The sequence below is a fragment of the Janibacter sp. CX7 genome, assembly GCF_024362365.1.
Lineage (GTDB): Bacteria > Actinomycetota > Actinomycetes > Actinomycetales > Dermatophilaceae > Janibacter.
In genome coordinates, this window is the sequence record NZ_CP101464.1 from 466,948 (window position 1) to 487,028 (window position 20,081).

A 20,081-nucleotide genomic window follows, 5' to 3' on the forward strand; every position below is an offset into this window, starting at 1 on the left:
GCCACGGCGAGCGAGGACGCCGTGGGCCGGGCGAGCGCACGACACGGCGCAGGGCCGCCCGCGGCGGATGTCGCGGACGGCCCTGCGGGTGCTGCCTCGGGCTGGGATCAGCCCTTGCCCTTGCCAGCGCCCTTGCCGTTGTTCTTGCCCTTGCGCTGACCGGCGCCCTTGCCGCCCTTCGCCTCAGGCCAGATCATGATGACCGAGGGGCGGGGCTGCGTGTTGCCCTGGTAGGGGAAGAGGCTCGTCGGGGCGGCGGTGGTGGCGCCGTCCGACTCGCCCGGGTGCTGGATCGCGGCGAAGACGACGCGGTCGTCCCACTCGATGAGTGGGCCGCAGCACTCGGCGTGCGCGGGCACCGAGAGGAACTGCTGCAGGTGTCCCTTGTGGGCGCCCTCGAGCGGCATGAGGTACATGCCGTCGCAGTGGCCCAGGGCGTTGCCGTCGGTGGCGACCCACAGGTTGCCGTCACCGTCGAAGGCGACGTTGTCCGGGCAGGAGATCGGGCTGACCTGCGACGTGTCGTAGCCGTTGAAGTAGGTCTGCGGGTCGCTCGGGTCACCGCAGATGAGGACGAGCTTCCACGCGAAGGTCGTGCCGGTGTGGTCGCCGCCGTCCTCGGTGATCTCGAGGACCTGGCCGTGCTTGTTGTTGGCGCGCGGGTTGGCCTCGTCGACCTGCGTGGGGGTGCGGGCCGAGTTGTTGGTCAGGGCGGCGTAGACGCGGCGGTTGACCGGGTTGACCTCGACGTCCTCGGGGCGGTCCATCTTCGTCGGGCCGACCTTGTCGGCGGCGACGCGGGTGTAGACGAGGACCTCCTCGACGCTCATGCCGTCGACCTTGGACTCGCCACCGACGACGAGCGGCAGCCACTGGCCGGTGCCGTCGTGCTCGCCGTCCGCGGCGCCGTCGCCGGTGAACTTCGCGACGTAGAGGTCGCCCTCCTCGAGGAGAGTCTTGTTGTGGGCGCGGTCGCCCTCGCGGTAGGTCCGCTTCGAGACGAACTTGTACATGTAGTCGAAGCGCTCGTCGTCACCCATGTAGGCGACGACGTGGCCGTCGTCGGCGATGACGACGTTGGCGCCCTCGTGCTTGAGGCGGCCGAGCGCGGAGAGCTTGCGCGGGGGAGCGGTCGGGTCGCTCGGGTCGACCTCGATGACCCAGCCGTGGCGGTGCGCCTCGTTGGGCTCCTTCGTCAGGTCGAAGCGGGAGTCGAGGCGGTCCCAGTTGTGCTGGCTCGTGCTGCCGCCGGCGAGGCCGTAGCGCTTGGCGGCCTGGCCCCTGAGGTCGGCGGTCGGGGCGGCCGGCTGGGTGAAGTAGCCGTTGAAGTTCTCCTCGCCGGACAGGATCGTGCCCCACGGCGTCGTGCCGCCGGCGCAGTTGCCGAAGGTGCCCAGGGGCGTCGTGCCGGCCGGGTCGGCGGAGGTCTTGACGAGGTCGCTGCCGCGGGCCGGGCCGACGAGCTCGAAGGGGGTCGTGGCCGTGATGCGGCGGTTGAGCGGCGCGCCCTTGGTGTAGACCCACTTGCTGTTGGGGTTCTTGCGCGACATCTCCACGACGGTCATGCCGTGGGCGTTCATGGTGATCCGGACCTGGTCGTCGGTCATCGCGGCCGCGGTCGTGTAGCCGTGGAACATGAGGTTGTTGTTCGTGTACTCGTTGTTGACGACGAGCACCGCGTTGTTCGCGCCCTTGGTGCGCACGACACCGACGTAGTCGCAGTTGTAGCCCATCTGGCCGGCCTGCGCGGCGGCGGTCTGGTGGTCGAAGTCGAAGGCCGGTGCACCCTTGAGGATCGGGTCGCCCCAGGCGATGACCGGGGCCCACTGGAAGCCCTCGGGGACGACGACCTCGTCGGTGCCGGCGGGTACCGGGGAGATGGGGGTGAAGCCGAAGGGGGCCTTCTTGCCCGGGCCGGCAGCGGCGGCGGGGGTGGCCGCGCCGGTGGCGACGGTCGTCAGGCCGGCGAGGGCCGCGGCGGCGCCGCCGGCCTTGAGCACGGAGCGACGCGAGGCGGCGACGACGTCACCGAAGTAGTCGTTGTCCGAGGTGTTGGGGACCGGCTTGCTGCACGCGTCGTTGCACTTCCAGGTGCAGGTCGCGGCGGCGCGGCCGCCGTCACGGTGGCCGGTGGCCAGGGGCAGCAGGGTGCGGTCGTTGCGAGGGGGCGTCATCAGGTTCCTCCGGGAGATCCGCCCGAGCACGGGCGGGGGTGAGCAGGGGTGACGAGCCGAACCTAGGGAGGCGCGGGTCACCCCGGGCGGCATCGACGTGACGAGCAGGTAACGCCCAGTCGAACGTCGCACGTCCCCCGCGCCGGTGGTGACCAGCCGGTAGCGTCGGGCGGGTGACGAGCTTCGAGACGTGGGACCGGGCGACGAAGGGGAGGTCCGCCCCCTTCGCCGTCGTGGACCTCGATGCCTACGACGCCAATGCCGCCGACCTCGTGCGGCGGGCCGGTGGCCGCCCGATCCGGGTGGCGAGCAAGTCGATCCGGGTGCGCCACCTGCTCGAGCGGGCCCTGGCGACGCCCGGCTTCGCCGGGGTGATGGCCTACTCGCTGCCCGAGGCGCTGTGGCTCGTCGGGAACGGCGTGCGCGACGTCTTCGTCGCCTACCCGAGCGTCGACCGCGAGGCGCTCGCCGCGCTCGCCGGCGACGAGCGGGCGCTGCGGGAGGTGAGCATCGCCGTCGACTCGGCCGAGCACGTCGACGCGCTGCGCCGGTGGCTGCCGCACGGCGCCCCGGTGCGGGTCGTCGTCGACGTCGACGCCTCGCTGCGGGTCGGGCCGGCCCACCTCGGGGTGCGGCGCAGCCCCCTTCGCTCCCCGCGGGCCGCCGCGGCCGTGGCGACCGCTGCACAGCGTGCCGGGCTGCGGGTCGTCGGCCTGATGTTCTACGACGCCCAGATCGCCGGGCTGCCCGACAGCTCGCCGGCCGTGCGTCTGGTCAAGCGGCGCAGCGATGCCTCGCTGCGGCGCCGTCGCCGGGCCGTGCGGGCCGCCCTCGAGCGGGCCGTCGGCCCGCTGACGATCGTCAACGGCGGCGGCACCGGCTCGCTCGAGGTGACCGGCGCCGACCCCGCGCTCACCGAGCTGGCCGCCGGGTCGGGGCTCATCGGGCCGACCCTCTTCGACGGCTACGACGCCTTCACCCCGCAGCCCGCGGTCGGCTTCGCGCTGCCCGTCGTGCGCCGCCCGGCCCGCGACGTCGTCACCTGCTTCTCCGGTGGCTACATCGCCTCCGGCCCCGCGGGCGACTCCCGGGTACCGACCCCGGTGCACCCCGCCGGGCTCTCGCTCGTCGGGACCGAGGGTGCCGGTGAGGTGCAGACTCCGGTGCGCGGCAAGGCTGCTCGCGACCTGGCGATCGGTGACCGGGTGTGGTGGCGGCATGCCAAGGCCGGCGAGCTCGCCGAGCGCTTCGCCGAGTACGTCGTCATCAGCGGAGGAGAGGTGGTCGACGTCGTGCCGACCTACCGCGGCGAAGGGAAGTGCTTCGGATGAGGTCTCGCCGACGGCACACGTGGTCCAACTGGGCCGGCAATGTCACGGACAGCGCCGAGGCGGTGGCCCCACGCACCCCGGAGGAGGTCGCCGAGGCGGTCCGCTCCGCGGCGGGCGAAGGGCGGCGCATCCGCCCCGTCGGCAGCGGCCACTCCTTCACGGCCATCGCGCAGGCCGACGAGCTGCGGCTCGACCTGCACCACCTGTCGGGCATCGTCTCGGCCGACCGGCACACCGGGCGGGTCCGGGTGCTGGCGGGGACCCCCCTTCGCATCCTCAACCAGGCCCTCGACTGGCTCGGGCTGGCCATGCCCAACCTCGGCGACATCGACGCCCAGACCCTCGCCGGCGCCACGTCGACCGGCACCCACGGGACCGGCGCCGGGCTGCCGGGGCTCGCCGCGGGCATCGTCGGGCTGCAGCTCGTCACGCCCGACGGGCAGGAGCGGTGGGTCGACGAGAGCGACCCGGAGCTCTTCGGGGCGGCGCGGGTCGGGCTCGGCGCGCTCGGCGTCGTCACCGAGATCGAGCTCGCCTGCCTGCCCGCCTACCGGCTGCGCGCCGTGGAGTCGCCCGACGAGCTCGACGTCGTGCTGCCGCGGATTCAGGAGCACTTCGACGCCCACCGGCACTTCGAGATGTACTGGTTCCCCGGCACGGGGCGGGTGCAGACCAAGGCCAACGACCTCGTGCCCGACGAGGTCGACGAGCCGCTGCCCGAGTGGCGCCGGCGGCTCGACGACGAGCTGCTCTCCAACACGGTCTTCGGCGCCGTCAACCGCGTCCTCGCCCACGCGCCGCGAGCGGTGCTGCCCTTCAACGCCGTTGCCGCCCGGGCGCTGTCGCAGCGCTCCTACACCGCGCCCTCGCACGAGGTCTTCGTCACGCCGCGGACCGTCCGCTTCGTCGAGTCGGAGTACGCCGTCCCGCGCGAGGCGGTCGCCGACGTGCTCACCGACCTGCGGGCGTGGGTCGAGCGTCGGCGCGAGCCGATCAGCTTCCCCGTCGAGGTGCGGGTCGCCGCGCCCGACGACATCTGGCTCTCGACGGGCCACGAGCGGGCCAACGCCTACGTCGCGGTGCACCAGCACGTGCGGGGCGCCGACCCGACGGCCTACTTCGCGGCCTTCGAGGAGATCGTCGCGGCCCACGCGGGGCGCCCGCACTGGGGCAAGCTGCACACCCTCGACGCGGAGCGGCTGGCCGCGCTCTACCCGCGGCACGGCGACTTCGTCGCCCTGCGCGACCGGCTCGACCCAGACCGGATCCTCGCCAACGACTACCTGACGAGGGTCCTCGGCGACTGAGGGCTACTCGACGGTCCAGGTGTCCTTGCCGTGGAGCAGCGCCTGCAGGTCGTCGTCGGTGGCCGGGCCGCCGGCGAGGTCGACCGCGGACTCGACCTGCGCGCGGGTCTGGTCGTCGTAGGTCGGCCGGTCGACGGCACGGAAGATGCCCATCGGCACGTGCGTCATCGACTCGGAGTCCAGCCGGCTGATCGAGAAGGCCTGGCTCGGGTCCGACAGGGTGACGTCGTGGACGACGACCTGGTCGGCCAGCCCCTGCTCGGAGACCTCGGCCTCCGGCACGAAGCGGACGGAGCCCCCTTCGCCGCGGACCAGCAGCTCGCGCTCGCCCTCGTCGCCGATGGCGACCGGCTCGCCGTCGCGCAGGTGCACCAGACGCGCCTTCTGCTGCTCGACGTCCTTGATGAGCTCGAAGGCGCCGTCGTTGAAGATCGGGCAGTTCTGGTAGATCTCGACGATGGACGTGCCGCGGTGTGCCGCAGCGGCCTTGAGCACCTCGGTGAGGTGCTTGCGGTCGGAGTCCATCGTCCGCGCGACGAAGGTGCCCTCGGCACCGAGCGCCAGCGAGATGGGGTTGAAGGGGGCGTCGACGGAGCCCATGGGGGAGGACTTGGTGACCAGACCCGGCTGCGAGGTCGGGCTGTACTGGCCCTTGGTCAGGCCGTAGATGCGGTTGTTGAAGAGCAGGATCGTCATGTTGACGTTGCGCCGCATCGCGTGGATCAGGTGGTTGCCACCGATGGACAGGGCGTCGCCGTCACCGGTGACGACCCACACCGACAGGTCGGGGCGGCTCGTCGCCAGTCCCGTCGCGATCGCCGGGGCGCGCCCGTGGATCGAGTGCATGCCGTAGGTGTCGAGGTAGTACGGGAAGCGCGAGGAGCAGCCGATGCCGGAGACGAAGGTGATGTTCTCCTTGCGCAGGCCGAGCTCGGGCAGGAAGCCCTGGACGGCCGCGAGGATCGCGTAGTCACCGCAGCCGGGGCACCAGCGCACCTCCTGGTCGGAGGCGAAGTCCTTGCGGGTCTGCTTCTCGCCCTCGGGGAGGGTCGGGACGCCGGCCGTGCCGGACGCCACCGTGGGGATGCCGAGATCGATGCTCATGCCGTGACCTCCTGGAGGGCAGCGTCGATGACCTCGGCCAGGTCGGCGACCTTGAAGGGCAGACCGCGGACCGAGGTGTGGGACCGGACGTCGACGAGGTACTTCGCGCGCAGCAGCATCGCCAGCTGACCGAGGTTCATCTCGGGCACGATGACGCGCTCGTAGCGCTGGAGGACCTCGCCGGTGTTGGCCGGGAAGGGGTTGAGGTGGCGCAGGTGCGCGTGGGCGACGCTCTTGCCGGCCGCGCGCAGGCGGCGGACCGCCGCGAGGTTGGGCCCGTAGGTCGAGCCCCAGCCGAGGACGAGGACCTTGGCCTCGCCGCTCGGGTCGTCGACCTCGAGGTCACCGATGGAGTCGGCGATCTTGTCGACCTTGGCCTGGCGGGTGCGGACCATGAGGTCGTGGTTGTCGGGGTCGTAGGAGATGTTGCCGGTGACCGCGTCCTTCTCGATCCCGCCGATGCGGTGCTCGAGGCCGGGGGTGCCGGGCACCGCCCACGGCCGGGCGAGGGTCTCCTCGTCGCGGACGTAGGGGTGGAAGGTCGGGTTGCCCTTGGCGTCGGTGGCATTGGGCTCGCTGGCCAGCTCGACGGGGAAGGACGGCAGGTCGGCGACCTGCGGGACCTGCCACGGCTCGGAGCCGTTGGCCAGGTAGCCGTCGGAGAGCAGGAAGACCGGGGTGCGGTAGGTCGTCGCGATGCGCACCGCCTCCAGCGCCGCGTCGAAGCAGTCGGCCGAGGTCTGCGGCGCGACGATCGGCACCGGCGACTCGCCGTTGCGACCGAACATCGCCTGCAGCAGGTCGGACTGCTCGGTCTTCGTCGGCAGACCCGTCGAGGGTCCGCCGCGCTGCACGTCGACGATGACGAGGGGCAGCTCGAGGCTCACCGCGAGGCCGATCGTCTCGGACTTCAGGGCGACGCCCGGGCCGGAGGTCGTCGTCACGCCGACCGCACCGCCGAAGGAGGCACCGAGCGCGACGCCGATGCCGGCGATCTCGTCCTCGGCCTGCACGGTCGTCACGCCGTGGCGCTTGAGACCGGAGAGGCTGTGCAGGATGTCGCTCGCCGGGGTGATCGGGTAGGAGCCGAGCACGAGCGGGCGGCCCGCGCGGTGGGCACCGGCGACGAGGCCGAGAGAGAGCGCGGTGTTGCCGGTGATGTTGCGGTAGGTGCCGGGCGGCGTCGGCGCCGCGGCGACGGTGAAGGGGACGGCGAAGTCCTCGGTCGTCTCGCCGTAGTTCCACCCGGCGCGCAGCGCGGCGAGGTTGGCGGCGAGGATGTCGGGCTTGGCGCCGAACTTCGAGGCGAGGAAGTCCTCGGTGGCCGTCGTCGGACGCGAGTACATCCACGACAGCAGGCCGAGGGCGAACATGTTCTTCGCCCGCTCCTTCTCCTTGCGGGTCAGGGTGTCGAAGTCCGCGAGCGCCTCGACGGTGATCGAGGTCAGCGGCACGGCGTGCACGTGCCACGACTCGAGGCTGTCGTCCTCGACCGGGCTGGTCGTCCAGCCGACCTTCTTGAGGTTGCGCGTCGTGAACTCGTCGGTGTTGACGATGATCGTCGCGCCGCGCGGCACGTCACCGAGGTTGGCCTTGAGCGCCGCGGGGTTCATCGCGACGAGCACGTCGGGGGCGTCGCCGGGGGTGAGGATGTCCCAGCTGGCGAAGTGCAGCTGGAAGGAGCTGACGCCGGGGATCGTGCCCTGGGGCGCGCGGATCTCGGCGGGGAAGTTGGGCAGGGTCGACAGGTCGTTGCCCAGCGCCGCGCTGTCGGCCGTGAACCGGTCGCCGGTCAGCTGCATGCCGTCGCCGGAGTCGCCGGCGAAGCGGATGATGACGCGGTCCTTGGCCTGGGTCGTCGCAGTACTGCTCATGATGGGTGGTCGTGCCCCTCGCAGGTCGGTCGTGTCGCGGGCGCTCCCCGGACATCTGTCCATGGTAGGTCCGCGACCTCCGGGCCAATCAATCGGTCACGTTATGAGATGGATAACGCGCCGTTATGCAATGAGGGTGGCTTGGGTGGCGTCGGGCAGGCGCAGCCCCAGGACCTCGCCGGTCGCGAGGCCCGTCAACCGGGGCAGGAGCAGCTCGACGACGGTCGAGGGCTGGTGGTGCATCGGCTTGGTCTCGGGGTGCGGGTGGTAGACGAGGCCCTCGACCTGCTCGTCGCCGCGAGTCACCGTGCACCCCACGAAGGAGAAGGTCTCCGGCGGGTGCACCTCGGTCCAGTCGACGTCGACGAAGGTCCACCGCGGCTCCCGCAGCACGAGCCGGTGCGGGGCGAGGTCGACGTTGACCGTCGCCATGACGAAGGGGGACAGGTCCAGTCCGCGGGCCGCGAAGTGCGGCGCCTGCAGCTCGATCGTCCCCGCGGCGAAGGGGGAGTCGCTCGCCCGGCCGGAGGCGACCCCGTGCCCGGCGACGACCACCCCCTTCGCCTGCTGGGTCACTTGACCAGCTGCGGCGTCATCGGCGGGGTCCACCACTCGCCGTTGTTGGCCTTGACCGCACCGAGCACGTGGATGACGGTCGCGACGACGATGACGAGCGGGTAGAGGATGAAGCCGACGAGCAGCAGCATGAGCACGCTCGAGGCGAGCAGCAGGATCGCGGTGATGATCTGCACGTTGAGGCTGTTGGCCGCGTGCGCCCGCACGAAGGGGCCGCGGTCCTTGTAGACGAGGTAGATGACGAGCGACCCGACGAAGCCGAGGGTGCCGGCGCTCAGCGGCAGCAGCACGGCCGGCACGAGGTGGGCGATCATGCCGAGGTTGCGCTCCTCGGTCGGTGACATCGGGGCCGGCGTGTAGGCAGGCGGCGGGGGGGTCCGGCCGGGGAAGCCCTGCTGGGGCGGGAGCTGCGGGTGCTCGCTCATGGGGTGTACCTCCTGTGGTCTCGGCACGACTCTGCCGTGGACGGGCCCGCGGGCCAATGCGGCCCGCCGCCGGACCGGTCGGGGGACATCCCCCCTTCGCCTGGTCCAGCGCGGGCCCGGCACGACGAAGGGGGCGCCCCGGCACCGTGGATCCACGGTGCCGGGACGCCCCCGTCGGGACGGGTCTGCGGTCAGGCCGCGTCGACGTCCTCGGGCAGCACGGTCGGCGCCGGCTTGCCGGACTTGCCGCGGCTGGTCTTGCCGTTGATGTCCGCCGTCGACTGGGCGAGGGTGATCGTCGCGTGGGCGATCGCATCGCTCATCGTGTCGAGGGCCTCCCTGTTGACGTTGGAGATGTCGTCAGCGGGGGTGTGGTAGTTCGGGTCGTAGATGACACCGGCCTCACCGCCGAACTTCTCGACCTCCTCGGGGGTCTTGACCCCGTCGGCGCCGGTGAAGAGACCCGACGCGGGCACGCCCGCGGCGATGAAGGCGGAGTAGTCGCTGCGACCGGAGAACTCGGTGTCGACCCACGCCTGGTTCGTGCCGTCGAAGTAGTCGGTGAAGACCTCTTCGGTGGCGGCGGAGCCGGCCGGGACCTCGACCGGGGCCTCGTAGGTCGACTCGTCGGCGTCGTAGACCCCGATGATGTGGTTGGGCGAGGCGATCATGTCGAAGTTGAGGTAGGTCGCGATGTCGTCCAGAGCGGCCGGGTCATTTTCCTGCAGGTCGGCCACGTAGTGGTCGGAGCCGAGCAGGCCGAGCTCCTCGGCGCCCCACCAGGCGAAGCGCACCTTGTTGTTGAGCTTGTTGACCTTGCCCAGCTGGACCGCGGTCTCGAGGATGCCGGCGCTGCCGGAACCGTTGTCGTTGATGCCGGGGCCGTCGCCAACGCTGTCGAGGTGCGCGCCGAGCATGACGACGTTGTCGTCGCGCCCGCTCGTGGTCTCCGCGATGACGTTGAAGGTCTCGCGCTCCTCCATCGTCTTGGTCAGCACGAGCTTCATCGTCACCGGGCCGGCGGCCATCTTGGCGAGGAGGTTCTGGCCCTCCTCCTGGGTGACGCCGGTGGCCGGCGCGCTGTCGGGCTCGACGCCACCGAGCGTGCCGTTGAGGGTGCCCGGCGCGTTGTTGTAGATGATCACCGCGGAGGCGCCGGCCGCCTTGGCGGCGATCGCCTTCTCCGCGAAGGAGCAGGTGCCGCGGCTGACGAGCGCGATCTTGCCGGCGACGTCGGCGCCGGCGTAGTCACCGGCGGTGCAGCCGATGGCCGTCGTCGGCGCGGCGAGGGTGGCCGTGACCCCGTCGTCGGGCGTCGGCTGGCTGTAGGACATCTCGACGGCGTCGACGGTGCGTGCCTCGGGCGAGATCTCGGTCAGGCTCGAGGAGTGGACCTCCTCGTAGACGAAGGAGAAGGGCTGCCGCTCCGTCGTGTAGCCGGCGTCGCGCAGGGTCTTCTCGACGTAGCGGGCGCTGGCCTCGTAGCCGGAGGTCCCGGCGCCGCGGTTGCCGTCGTTGGCGTCGGCGATCTCCTGGAAGGCCTCGAGGTGCTTGTGGACGTTCTCGACCGTGACGGCCTTCGTCATCTTCTTGCTGTTGTTGGGGTTGCTTGCCTGGGCCGGACTGCTGGCGAGGGTGGTGAGTGCCAGGGCCGCGGTCGCGGCGGCCGCGGTAGCGGCAGCGGTACGTGATCGCACGATGGTTTCCTCCGGTAGGCCGGCGGGCGCCGTTTGCCCGCCGGTGTGACGCAGACCATAGGGGTGGCGTCGGCGCTGCGGGGGATTACGGGGTCCCCTCGTCGGCGGGTGGGCGTGGATAGGGTGCGGGGGTGGATGGATACCTCGTCGTCGCCGGCACCCTCGTCGTGGGTGTGCTGCTCGTCGTCGCGGCCTACACCGCGCGGCGGCTCATCGCGCCGGCCGCGCCCACCCGAGCCAAGCTGACGACCTACGAGTCGGGCGTCGACCCCGTCGGGCAGGACTGGGCGCAGACCCAGGTGCGCTACCTCGCCTACGCCTTCCTCTACGTCGTCTTCGCCGTCGACGCCGTCTACCTCTTCCCGTGGGCGCTCGTGCTGCGCAGCGACCTCGGCCCGGTGAGCCTCGTCGAGGTCGCGATCTTCATCGGCGTCGTGCTCATCGGCCTCCTCCACGCCGTGCGCCGCGGCCTGCTGCGGTGGACGTGAGGTGATCTCGTGACGACCGACCTGCCGATGCCGCGCGTGGGCCCCGTCGGGGCCCATGCCCCCAAGCCGATGAAGGTCGTGCTCAGCTGGGGCCGGCGCTACTCCCTCTGGGTCTTCAACTTCGGTCTGGCCTGCTGCGCCATCGAGTTCATCGCCGCGTCGATGGCCCGGCACGACTTCATCCGGCTCGGGGTCATCCCCTTCGCCCCGGGCCCGCGGCAGGCGGACCTCATGGTCGTCTCCGGCACGGTGACGGACAAGATGGCGCCGGCGATCCGCCGCCTGCACGACCAGATGCCCGAGCCCAAGTACGTCATCTCCTTCGGCGCCTGCTCCAACTCCGGTGGCCCCTACTGGGACTCCTACTCCGTGACGAAGGGGGTCGACCAGCTCGTCCCCGTCGACGTCTACGTGCCCGGCTGCCCGCCGCGCCCGGAGGCGCTCCTGCACGGGATCCTCACCCTCCAGGACAAGATCGCCGCGGAGTCGCTGACGACCGCCGGGATGCGGGCGCGCTATGCCGGGCACCGGTCCGCCGGTGCCGGTGAGGTGCGCCGCGGCCTGCTGCGACGACCGACGAAGGGGGCGTGACGTGCCCCAGGAGGACCTCACCGTCAGCCCGCTGGAGTGGTTGCGCGCCGTGCGCGACGCCGTGGACCGCGGCTACACCTTCTTCGACTGGCTGAGCGCCGTCGACGAGACCGACCGCGAGGAGCACCCCGGTCTCGACATCGTCTGCCACCTCGTCGACCCGCGCCCGACGCCCGAGCGCGACCAGCGCACCGCGCTCCTGCGCACCCGGGTCCCGCTCGGCGACAGCCTGCACAGCATCACCGGCATCTTCGCCGGCGCCGCGTGGCACGAGCGCGAGACGCACGAGATGTTCGGCCAGGACTTCACCGGCTTCGTCGACGGCACCGGCCTCGGGCTGCGGCCGCTGCTCCTGCCCGACGGCTTCGAGGGCACGCCGCTGCGCAAGTCCTTCGTCCTCGCCTCGCGGGCGACCCGCCCCTGGCCCGGCGGCAAGGAGCCGGGGGAGGGGCACTCGAGCAAGTCGCCGAGCCGCCGCCGCGTCACCGCGCCCGGTGTGCCCGGCCCGGAGTGGGGGCAGGGATGAGCCTGCTCGAGATCACCCTGCGCTCGCTCGCCTCCCTCGCCGCGGTGCTCGTGCTCCCGCTCGTCGCCGGCCAGACGGAGCACAAGGTCATGGCGCACATGCAGGGCCGGCTCGGCCCGATGTACGCCGGCGGGTTCCACGGCTGGGCCCAGCTCGTCGCCGACGGGGTGAAGTTCGTCCAGAAGGAGGACATCACGCCGGCCGCCGCCGACCGCGGCGTCTTCCGCCTCGCGCCGGCCGTGGCGCTCGTGCCCTATGTCATCGCCATGGCCCTGCTGCCGATCCACCCCGGGGTCGCCGCCGCTCAGGTGCCGGGCAGCGTCCTCCTCGTGCTCGCCGTGACCGGGGTCGGGGTGCTCGGCACCCTCATGGCCGGCTGGGCCAGCGCCAACAAGTACGCCCTCGTGGGCGGGATGCGCTCTGCCGCACAGCTGCTCGCCTACGAGCTGCCGCTCGTCCTGGCCGTCGCCTCGGTGGCCATGGCGGCGGGCACGCTCTCGCTCGCCGGCGTCGTCGAGGCCTGGTCCCCGTGGTGGCTGCTGTGGCAGCTGCCCGGCGCGATCGTCTTCCTCGTGGCCGCGACCGCGGAGCTGCAGCGACCCCCCTTCGACGCACCCATCGCCGACAGCGAGGTCGTCATGGGCCCGTGGACGGAGTACACGGGGCTGCGCTTCGCCTTCTTCATGCTCGCCGAGTACGCCGGCATGGTCGTCATGGGGCTGCTCTTCGGGATCCTGTGGCTCGGCGGCTGGCAGGGCCCCTTCGCCGACCACCTCGGCTGGCTGTGGACCCTGCTCAAGGGCGGCCTCGTCGTCCTGCTCATCATCTGGATGCGGGTGTCGTGGCCGCGGCTGCGCGAGGACCAGCTGCAGCGGCTCGCGTGGACCGTCCTCGTCCCGCTGGCCCTGGCCCAGCTCGCCCTGACCGCCGTGGGAGTGGTGATGACCGCATGAGCACCGACCGCAGCTTCGTCCCCGGGCTCGTCAAGGGCATGGCGACGACCGCCCGCCAGATGATGCGGCCGCCCCACACCGCGGAGTACCCCGACGTCGCGCCGGAGCTGCCGGCACGCTCCCGCGGGGTCATCGCGCTCGTCGAGAGCAACTGCACCTCGTGCATGCTCTGCGCCCGGGAGTGCCCCGACTGGTGCATCCACATCGACTCGCACAAGGAGGAGGTCCCCCCGGCGAGCGAAGGGGGGCGCGCCCGCCAGCGCAATGTCCTCGACCGCTTCGACATCGATTTTTCGCTGTGCATGTACTGCGGCATCTGCATCGAGGTCTGCCCCTTCGACGCGCTCTTCTGGAGCCCGCAGTTCGAGTACGCCGAGACCGACATCCGCGACCTGCTCCACGACAAGGAGCGCCTCGGCCAGTGGGCCGCCGACGTCCCGGCCCCGCCGGAGCTCGACCCCGCCGCCGCCGAGGCCCCCGAGGTGAGCGCCGCCAACAAGCCGGCGCGCAAGGGGCGCCGATGACGGGCCTCGACCTCGCCTTCGCCGCGACCGGTCTCATCACGGCGGCGGCCGCGGCCCTGGCCGTGACGACCCGTCAGGTGGTCCACGCCGCGCTGTGGCTCGTCGTCGCCCTCCTCGGGCTCGCCGGCTGCTACCTCGTCCTCGGCGCCGAGCTCGTCGCCCTCGTCCAGGTGCTCGTCTACGTCGGCGCCGTCGTCGTGCTCGTCATCGTCGCGCTCATGCTCACCCGGGCCCCGATCGGGCCGCGCACCGAGCACTCGACGAGCCGTGCCCACCGGCTGCTCGCCGCGCTCGTCGGCGCCGGCACCGGCGGCCTGCTCGTCGCGGTGCTGCTGCCGATCGCGGTGCCCACGCAGGTCCGCCCCGGCGGCACCGACGAGCTCGCCCGGCAGATCTTCTCGACCTGGGTGTGGCCCTTCGAGCTGCTCTCGCTGCTGCTGCTCGCGGCGCTCGTCGGGGCCTTCGCCGTCGCCGGACTGACGACCGACCGGGAGCGCCGATGATCCACAGCGCCGGTCCCTACCTGCTCGCGAGCGTCCTCGTCGCGCTCGGTGTCTACGGCATCCTCGCCCGGCGCCATGCCGTGCTCGTCCTCGTCGGCGCCGAGCTCGTCCTCGCCGGTGGTGGGTTGCTGCTCGTCACCGCCGGGGCCCTGGGCAACGACGCGACCTGGTCGGGCCAGGTCCTCGCCCTCTTCGTCATCACCATCGCCGCCGCCGAGGTCGTCCTCGCCCTCGCCGTCATCGTCGCCGCCTACCGCCGGCGCGGCCACATCGACCTCGCGCAGGACGCCGAGTGATGGCCTGGTCCCTCGTCGTGCTGCCCCTGGCCGCAGCGGTGCTCACCTTCCTCGTCGGACGCAGCGGGCCGCTGTCCGCCCTCACCGGCGTCGCCGGAGGCGTGGGCACGCTCGTGCTGTCCGTCATCGCGCTCGCCGGCGCACCCGCGGGGGTGCGGGGCGCCCCCTTCGCCGAGGAGCACGCCACCGGACCGGGCCTCGTCATGGGCGGCACCGACCTCCCGCTGGGTCTGGGCCTGTCGGCGACGAGCGCCTTCCTCGTCCTCGTCGTCGCCCTCGTCACCGCGCTCGTGCAGGCCTATGCCGCGTGGTACCTCGCCGACGACGACCGGCGCGGCGCCTTCCACGCGACCGTCGCCCTCTTCAGCGCCGCGATGGTGCTCGTCGTCCTCTCCGCCGACCTGCTCCTCACGGTCGTCGGCTGGGAGGTGATGGGCTGGTGCTCCTACCTGCTCATCGGCCACTGGTCGCGTCGCGAGCGGCCGCGGCGGGCCGCCCACGCGGCCTTCATGGTCACGCGGGTCGCCGACATCGGGCTGCTGCTCGGCACCGCCGTGCTCGTCGCGGGCGCCGGCACGACCGCCCGCGCCGACGTCATCGACCACTGGACCTCCGCCGCGGCCGACCCGACCGCCCGCTCGATCGCCCTCGTCCTCGTCGTCGTCGGGGTGCTCGGCAAGTCCGCGCAGATCCCCTTCCACCACTGGCTGCTCGACGCCATGGAGGGCCCCACCCCCGCCTCCGCACTCATCCACGCGGCGACGATGGTCGCCGCCGGCACCGTCGTGCTGACCCAGCTGCTCCCGCTGCTGCTGCGCTCCGACCCGGCCCGGGCGCTCCTCGGCCTCTCGGTCGCCGCGACGATGCTGCTCGCCGCCCTGTGCGCGCTCGTCGAGCCCGACCTCAAGCGGCTGCTCGCGTGGTCGACGATCAGCCAGGTGGGCGTCATGCTCGCGCCGCTCGCGGCCGCCGGCAGCGGCCCGACGGCCGGCGCCGCCCTCGGGCACCTCTATGGCCACGCGATCTTCAAGGCGCTGCTCTTCCTCACCGTCGGCTGGCTCGCCACGACGCGTGGCTCGACCGCCGCGCGTGCCCTCGTCGGCAGCGGACGGGCCCACCCCGTCGGGCTCGCCGCGTGGGCTGCCGGTCTCGTCTCCCTCGCGGGCATCCCGCTCGTCCTCGGCGGCCTGACCAAGGAGCACGTCATCGCCGCCGTCGGGAGCGACGTCGGCAGCCGCGGCCCGGTCGCCGCGATCGTGCTCGTCGCTCTGCTCGCGACGACGGTCGTCACCGCGGCCTACGCCACCCGCGCCCTGCTCGTCGTCGCCCTCGGCGACGAGGGCCGGGTGCGCGACCGGGCGGTCATGCCGACCGCGGTGGCCGGGATCCTGCTCGTGCTCACCGCCGCCAGCATCCTCGGTGGCTTGGCCCTCGGGCCCCGGCTGCCCGACGCCGGGCACGTCCCGCTCGCGCTCTTCGCCGTCGTCCTCGTGCTCGTCGTCGCCGGCATCGCGCTCGGCTGGCTGCTCCACGCCTCCGGGTGGCAGCAGCGGCTCGTCACCGGCCGCCTCGGTGGCCTCGTCGGCGCCGGCCTCGGGGCCGACCGGGCCCAGCGCGCGGTCGTCGCCCGGCCGGTCACCGCTCTCGCCGGGCTCGTCGCCTTCCTCGACCGCGGCGTCGTCGACACCTATGTGCGCGCCGCCGCCTGGGGCGTGCTCGGCGCGAGCGGTGTCGGCACCGAGGCCCACCGTCGCGCCCGGCCGGCCAACGGCCTCGCCCTGCTCGGTGGGGGCCTGCTGCTCGTCGCCGTCGTCACCGCCCTCGTCCTGCTGGGGGACTCGTGATCGGCCTCGCCTGCGTCCTGCCGCTGCTCCTCGGTGCCGTCCTGCTCGGCGCCGGCACGGAGATGAGCGCCCGGCTCGCCGCCCGCATCGGTCTGGCCGGCGCCCTCGTCACCGCGGCCCTCGTCGTCGTCGCCTGGAGCAGTCACGCCGTCGTCGACATCGCCTGGCTGCCCGCCCTCGACCTGCGCATCCACCTCGGGCTCGACGGCATCAGCGGGCCGCTCGCCCTCCTCGCCGCCGTCGTCACCGCTGCGGCCTGCACGACCGCCCTCGGTGACGCGCCGCGCGGGGGCAGCGCCGCGACCTTCGTCGGCACCCTGCTCATCACCCTCGGCGGGGCGATCGGCACCTTCGCGGCGCGCGACGCACTGCTCTTCGTCGTCGCCTTCGAGCTCGTGCTCGTGCCGATGTGGGTGCTCATCACCCGCTTCGGCGACGACCGCGACCCGGTGGCCCGCCGCGAGGCCGGCGCCCGCTTCGTCCTCTACACCGGGCTCGGCTCGACGCTCCTGCTCCTCGGGGTGCTGCTGCTCGTCTCCCAGTCGGGCACCGGTGACCTCGGCACGCTCGGCGCCGCCCACGGCCGGGGTCTGTCGACCGGCGTGCAGGTGGCCGTCGCCGTGCTGCTCACCCTCGGCCTCGCGATCAAGGTGCCCGTGTGGCCGCTGCACTCGTGGCTGCCCATGGCGCACACGACGGCACCGACCGCCGGCTCGATGGTGCTCGCCGCCGTGCTGCTCAAGATGGGCACCTACGGCCTCGTGCGGCTCCCCCTGGCTGCCGTGCCCGAGGGCTTCGCCCGGGTCGCGCCAGTGCTCGCCGTCTGCGGCGCCATCGGCATCATCTGGGGCGGGCTCGTCTGCCTCGTCGAGCGCGAGCTCAAGCGGCTCATCGCCTGGTCGTCCATCGCGCACATGGGCTTCGTCGCCCTGGCGCTCGCCTCGGGCACCGACACCGGTGTCGCCGCCGCGCTCTACGCCAACCTCGCGCACGGCGTCATCTCCGCACTGCTCTTCCTCGTGGTCGGCGGGCTCAAGCACCGCTGGGGCGACGACCTCCTCGACACGGCGCGGACCCCCCTTCGCGAGGAGGCGCCGGTCACCGGGCTGCTCCTCGTCACCGGCCTGGCCGCCGGGCTGGGGCTGCCCGGCCTCGCCGGCTTCTGGGGCGAGATCATGGCCGTCGTCGCCGCGCTCTCGCCCGCCGACGGCCGCCCTGGGCCGCTCTTCGTCGGGTGCGCGGTCGTCGCGGCCGTCGGTGCGGCCCTCGCCGCCGCATACTCCCTGCGCGTCGCCCGGCTCGTCTGGCTCGGCGAGGGCAGCGGGGCGCCGGACGCCCCGACGCCGGCCGAGCGGCGCGCGGAGCTGCCCGTCACCGATCTCGTGCCCGGTGCCGTCCTCGCCCTCGCGGTCGTCGCCCTCGGCGTCGCGCCGGGGCTCGTCCTCGCCGTGACCGACCCGGCCCTCGCCGCGGTGGTGACCCGATGAGCGCCCCGCAGATCGACGTGGCCGTCGCCGCGCCCGTCCTCGCCCCCGCCGTCGGGGCCGTGCTCGTCCTCGCGGTCGACGCCCTCGCCCCGCGACGTCGCCTGCCCGCGATCCTGCTGGCGGCCCTCGCGCTCCTCGTCTCGCTCGGTACCGCTCTCGCCCTGCGCGTACAGGCCTCCGGGGGCGGCGAGGTCACGACCCTGTGCCGGCCCGGGGACCCTGCCATGAGCCTCACCCCGCCGCCGGGCACGCAGGCGAGCGAGTGCCTGCTGCGGGTGAGCCAGTCGGGTGCACTGCTCCAGGCGCTCGCCGGCGCGGCCGGTCTCGCCGTGCTCGTCCTGCTCGCCCGGCAGCGTGGCGTGCCCTCGCTCGAGGACGGCACGACCCACCGCCCCGACGGCGTCGTCGAGGCCGCGTTGCTCCTGGCGACCGTCACCGGCGCGTGCACCGTCTCGGTCGCGCACGACCTCGGCACCTGGCTCGTCGGCCTCGAGCTGGCCACGCTGCCCATCGTCGCGCTCGCGGTCCTGCGCGGCGGGCGCGACAGCGGGGCGATGCAGCTGGTGACGACGTCCGTCGCGAGCTTCGCCGTGGCGGTCGTCGGCGCCGGGCTGTGGGTCACCGCGACCGGGAGCCTGCGCCTGAGCGGGGTCGCCTCGTGGGCGGCCGGTCAGACGGGGGAGACCCGCGCCGTGCTGACCCTCGCGGTCGTCCTGCTCCTCGCGGCCGTCGGCTTCAAGCTCTCGCTCGTGCCCTTCCACGCCTGGGCGCCGGCGACCTATCCCCGCGCCGGGCTCGAGGTGGCGATGCTCCTCGCGGGCGTCTCGACTGTCGCCGCCGTCGGTGGGCTCGTCGCCGTCACCGACGGTGCAGCCAGCGTGCGCGCGGCCGCGACCCCGGCCTTCGGCGTGCTCGCCGTCGTCTCCATGATCGGGGGTGCGGTGCTCGCGCTCGGGGCGAGCGACCCCCTTCGCCTCATCGCCTGGTCCGGGGTCACCCAGGGCGGCTGGATCCTCGCCCCGCTCGTTGCCGGCGACACCTTCGCCGCCGTCGGCTACCTCGCCGTCTACGTCGTCGCGGTCGTCGCCGCCCTGGCCGTCGTCGCCGCCTTGTCGGTCGACGGTCCGCGACGCCTCGACGACGACCGCGGGCTGCTGCGCCGCCGGCCCGTGCACGCCGCCGTCCTCACCCTCGCGCTGCTCACGATGGCCGGCCTGCCGCCGGGCGTCGCCGGCCTGCTCGCCAAGGTCATGGCGCTGCGCCCCCTCGCCACCGAGGGCCTGTGGTGGGTGGCTCTGCCGGCCGTCGTCGCCGCGGTCATCGGCCTGGCCGTCTACCTGCGCTGGGTGGCGCTCGTGCTGCAGCCCGGCGACGAGCACCGGCCGCCCGAGCGGACCGATCGGACCGCGACCGTCGTCGCCGTCGTCACCGGGGTCGTGCTGCTCGCCGCCACCCTCGTGCCCGTCCTGCTGCTGGGGACGGGAACGCCGTGACCCCCTGCGAGCGTTGGGGATGACATGCACAACCACTACAACGGTCTGAAGACCGCCGGCCTCTTCGGCTCGATCTTCGCGTTGCTCATCCTCGTCGGCTACGCCCTCGCCGGTGCGCGCTACGTGTGGATCTTCGCCCTCATCGGCCTGGCCACGACCGCCTACAGCTACTGGAACTCCGACAAGCTCGCGATCCGGGCGATGCGTGCCCAGCCCGCCGATCCGCAGCAGTTCCCGCAGATGTACCGCATCGTCGAGGAGCTCAGCCAGCGCGCCGGGCAGCCGATGCCGCGGCTCTACGTCAGCCCGACCGCCGCGCCCAATGCCTTCGCCACCGGGCGCAACCCCCAGCACGCCGCCGTGTGCTGCACCGAGGGAATCCTCCAACTGCTCGACGAGCGCGAGCTGCGCGGAGTGCTCGGCCACGAGCTCATGCACGTCTACAACCGCGACATCCTCACCGGCTCGGTCGCCGGGGCGATCGCCGGAGTCATCTCCTCCGTCGCCTCGATGGCCCTGTGGTTCGGCGGCGACCGCGACCGCAATCCCATCGCCGGCATCGCGGTCGCGCTGCTCGCGCCCATCGCCGCGATGGTCATCCAGATGTCGATCTCGCGCACCCGTGAGTACGACGCCGACGAGGACGGCGCCAGGCTCACCGGTGACCCGCTCGCTCTGGCCTCGGCCCTGCGCAAGCTCGAGGGCGGCGTGCAGCGCGCGCCGCTCGAGCCGACGCCGCAGCTGCAGAACGCGAGTCACATGATGATCGCCAACCCCTTCAGCGCCCGCGACGTGGGCAAGCTCTTCTCGACCCACCCGCCGATGGACCAGCGGATCGCGCGCCTCGAGGGCATGGCCGGGGGCCACCACCTGCGGTGACCCCCGGGT

General features: G+C 73.0%; 19 protein-coding genes. 13 read left to right on the top strand and 6 right to left on the bottom strand.

The features are described 5' to 3' along the window. Positions 1 to 107: 107 nt before the first annotated feature. A complete protein-coding gene (locus NMQ01_RS02350; RefSeq protein WP_255185285.1) occupies positions 108 to 2,174 on the bottom strand; it encodes a PhoX family phosphatase in 2,067 nt (688 codons plus the stop codon). A 173-nt stretch (positions 2,175 to 2,347) separates the two neighbouring features. Here NMQ01_RS02350 and NMQ01_RS02355 point away from each other — a divergent pair, with 173 nt between their 5' ends. Further along, positions 2,348 to 3,505: an alanine racemase gene (locus NMQ01_RS02355; protein ID WP_255185286.1), complete on the top strand. Its 1,158-nt coding sequence runs from the start codon at positions 2,348 to 2,350 to the stop codon at positions 3,503 to 3,505. After that, positions 3,502 to 4,812 (top strand): D-arabinono-1,4-lactone oxidase, encoded by a 1,311-nt coding sequence (locus NMQ01_RS02360; protein WP_255185287.1) that lies wholly within the window; start codon positions 3,502 to 3,504, stop codon positions 4,810 to 4,812. Before NMQ01_RS02355 ends, NMQ01_RS02360 begins: the two co-directional genes overlap by 4 nt. A 3-nt stretch (positions 4,813 to 4,815) precedes the next feature. Here the strand turns inward: NMQ01_RS02360 and NMQ01_RS02365 are convergent, their stop codons facing one another. From NMQ01_RS02365 to NMQ01_RS02385, 5 genes are all read right to left on the bottom strand, one after another. Continuing rightward, positions 4,816 to 5,916 carry a 2-oxoacid:ferredoxin oxidoreductase subunit beta gene (locus NMQ01_RS02365; protein WP_255185288.1) on the bottom strand — a complete coding sequence of 367 codons (1,101 nt, stop codon included), beginning with the start codon at positions 5,914 to 5,916 and terminating at the stop codon, positions 4,816 to 4,818. Then, positions 5,913 to 7,790: a 2-oxoacid:acceptor oxidoreductase subunit alpha gene (locus tag NMQ01_RS02370; protein ID WP_255185289.1), complete on the bottom strand. Its 1,878-nt coding sequence runs from the start codon at positions 7,788 to 7,790 to the stop codon at positions 5,913 to 5,915. The genes NMQ01_RS02365 and NMQ01_RS02370 overlap by 4 nt, the downstream gene beginning before the upstream one ends. A gap of 123 nt (positions 7,791 to 7,913) precedes the next feature. Continuing rightward, positions 7,914 to 8,366 (bottom strand): hypothetical protein, encoded by a 453-nt coding sequence (locus NMQ01_RS02375; protein ID WP_255185290.1) that lies wholly within the window; start codon positions 8,364 to 8,366, stop codon positions 7,914 to 7,916. After that, positions 8,363 to 8,791, bottom strand: a complete 429-nt coding sequence (locus NMQ01_RS02380; RefSeq protein WP_255185291.1) for a DUF4870 domain-containing protein — start codon at positions 8,789 to 8,791, stop codon at positions 8,363 to 8,365. The genes NMQ01_RS02375 and NMQ01_RS02380 overlap by 4 nt, the downstream gene beginning before the upstream one ends. 191 nt (positions 8,792 to 8,982) lie before the next feature. Next, positions 8,983 to 10,488 carry a M28 family metallopeptidase gene (locus NMQ01_RS02385; protein WP_255185292.1) on the bottom strand — a complete coding sequence of 502 codons (1,506 nt, stop codon included), beginning with the start codon at positions 10,486 to 10,488 and terminating at the stop codon, positions 8,983 to 8,985. Positions 10,489 to 10,619: 131 nt separating this feature from the next. Here NMQ01_RS02385 and NMQ01_RS02390 point away from each other — a divergent pair, with 131 nt between their 5' ends. The 11 genes from NMQ01_RS02390 (at position 10,620) to htpX (ending at position 20,072) form a co-directional block, all read left to right on the top strand. Continuing rightward, on the top strand, positions 10,620 to 10,976 hold the full coding sequence (locus NMQ01_RS02390) for an NADH-quinone oxidoreductase subunit A (RefSeq protein WP_255185293.1): 357 nt from the start codon (positions 10,620 to 10,622) through the stop codon (positions 10,974 to 10,976). Between the two features lie 69 nt (positions 10,977 to 11,045). After that, positions 11,046 to 11,567, top strand: coding sequence for an NADH-quinone oxidoreductase subunit B (locus NMQ01_RS02395; protein ID WP_255186306.1), 522 nt, complete (start codon positions 11,046 to 11,048; stop codon positions 11,565 to 11,567). A 1-nt stretch (position 11,568) separates the two neighbouring features. After that, positions 11,569 to 12,093: an NADH-quinone oxidoreductase subunit C gene (locus NMQ01_RS02400; RefSeq protein ID WP_255185294.1), complete on the top strand. Its 525-nt coding sequence runs from the start codon at positions 11,569 to 11,571 to the stop codon at positions 12,091 to 12,093. Continuing rightward, complete coding sequence (locus NMQ01_RS02405) at positions 12,090 to 13,046, top strand: complex I subunit 1 family protein (RefSeq protein WP_255185295.1); 957 nt, start codon at positions 12,090 to 12,092, stop codon at positions 13,044 to 13,046. Before NMQ01_RS02400 ends, NMQ01_RS02405 begins: the two co-directional genes overlap by 4 nt. After that, on the top strand, positions 13,043 to 13,570 hold the full coding sequence (locus tag NMQ01_RS02410; protein ID WP_255185296.1) for an NADH-quinone oxidoreductase subunit I: 528 nt from the start codon (positions 13,043 to 13,045) through the stop codon (positions 13,568 to 13,570). Before NMQ01_RS02405 ends, NMQ01_RS02410 begins: the two co-directional genes overlap by 4 nt. Then, a complete protein-coding gene (locus NMQ01_RS02415; RefSeq protein WP_255185297.1) occupies positions 13,567 to 14,073 on the top strand; it encodes an NADH-quinone oxidoreductase subunit J in 507 nt (168 codons plus the stop codon). Before NMQ01_RS02410 ends, NMQ01_RS02415 begins: the two co-directional genes overlap by 4 nt. After that, positions 14,070 to 14,369 (top strand): NADH-quinone oxidoreductase subunit NuoK, encoded by a 300-nt coding sequence (gene nuoK / locus NMQ01_RS02420; RefSeq protein WP_255185298.1) that lies wholly within the window; start codon positions 14,070 to 14,072, stop codon positions 14,367 to 14,369. The genes NMQ01_RS02415 and nuoK overlap by 4 nt, the downstream gene beginning before the upstream one ends. Then, positions 14,369 to 16,213 carry an NADH-quinone oxidoreductase subunit L gene (locus tag NMQ01_RS02425; RefSeq protein ID WP_255185299.1) on the top strand — a complete coding sequence of 615 codons (1,845 nt, stop codon included), beginning with the start codon at positions 14,369 to 14,371 and terminating at the stop codon, positions 16,211 to 16,213. The genes nuoK and NMQ01_RS02425 overlap by 1 nt, the downstream gene beginning before the upstream one ends. Then, entirely contained in the window at positions 16,210 to 17,700 is a 1,491-nt protein-coding gene (locus NMQ01_RS02430) for a NuoM family protein (RefSeq protein WP_255185300.1), read from the top strand. The genes NMQ01_RS02425 and NMQ01_RS02430 overlap by 4 nt, the downstream gene beginning before the upstream one ends. Next, positions 17,697 to 19,193, top strand: a complete 1,497-nt coding sequence (locus NMQ01_RS02435) for a proton-conducting transporter membrane subunit (RefSeq protein ID WP_255185301.1) — start codon at positions 17,697 to 17,699, stop codon at positions 19,191 to 19,193. Before NMQ01_RS02430 ends, NMQ01_RS02435 begins: the two co-directional genes overlap by 4 nt. Positions 19,194 to 19,217: 24 nt before the next feature. Next, positions 19,218 to 20,072: a zinc metalloprotease HtpX gene (gene htpX / locus NMQ01_RS02440; RefSeq protein WP_255185302.1), complete on the top strand. Its 855-nt coding sequence runs from the start codon at positions 19,218 to 19,220 to the stop codon at positions 20,070 to 20,072. The last annotated feature ends 9 nt before the right edge of the window (positions 20,073 to 20,081 follow it).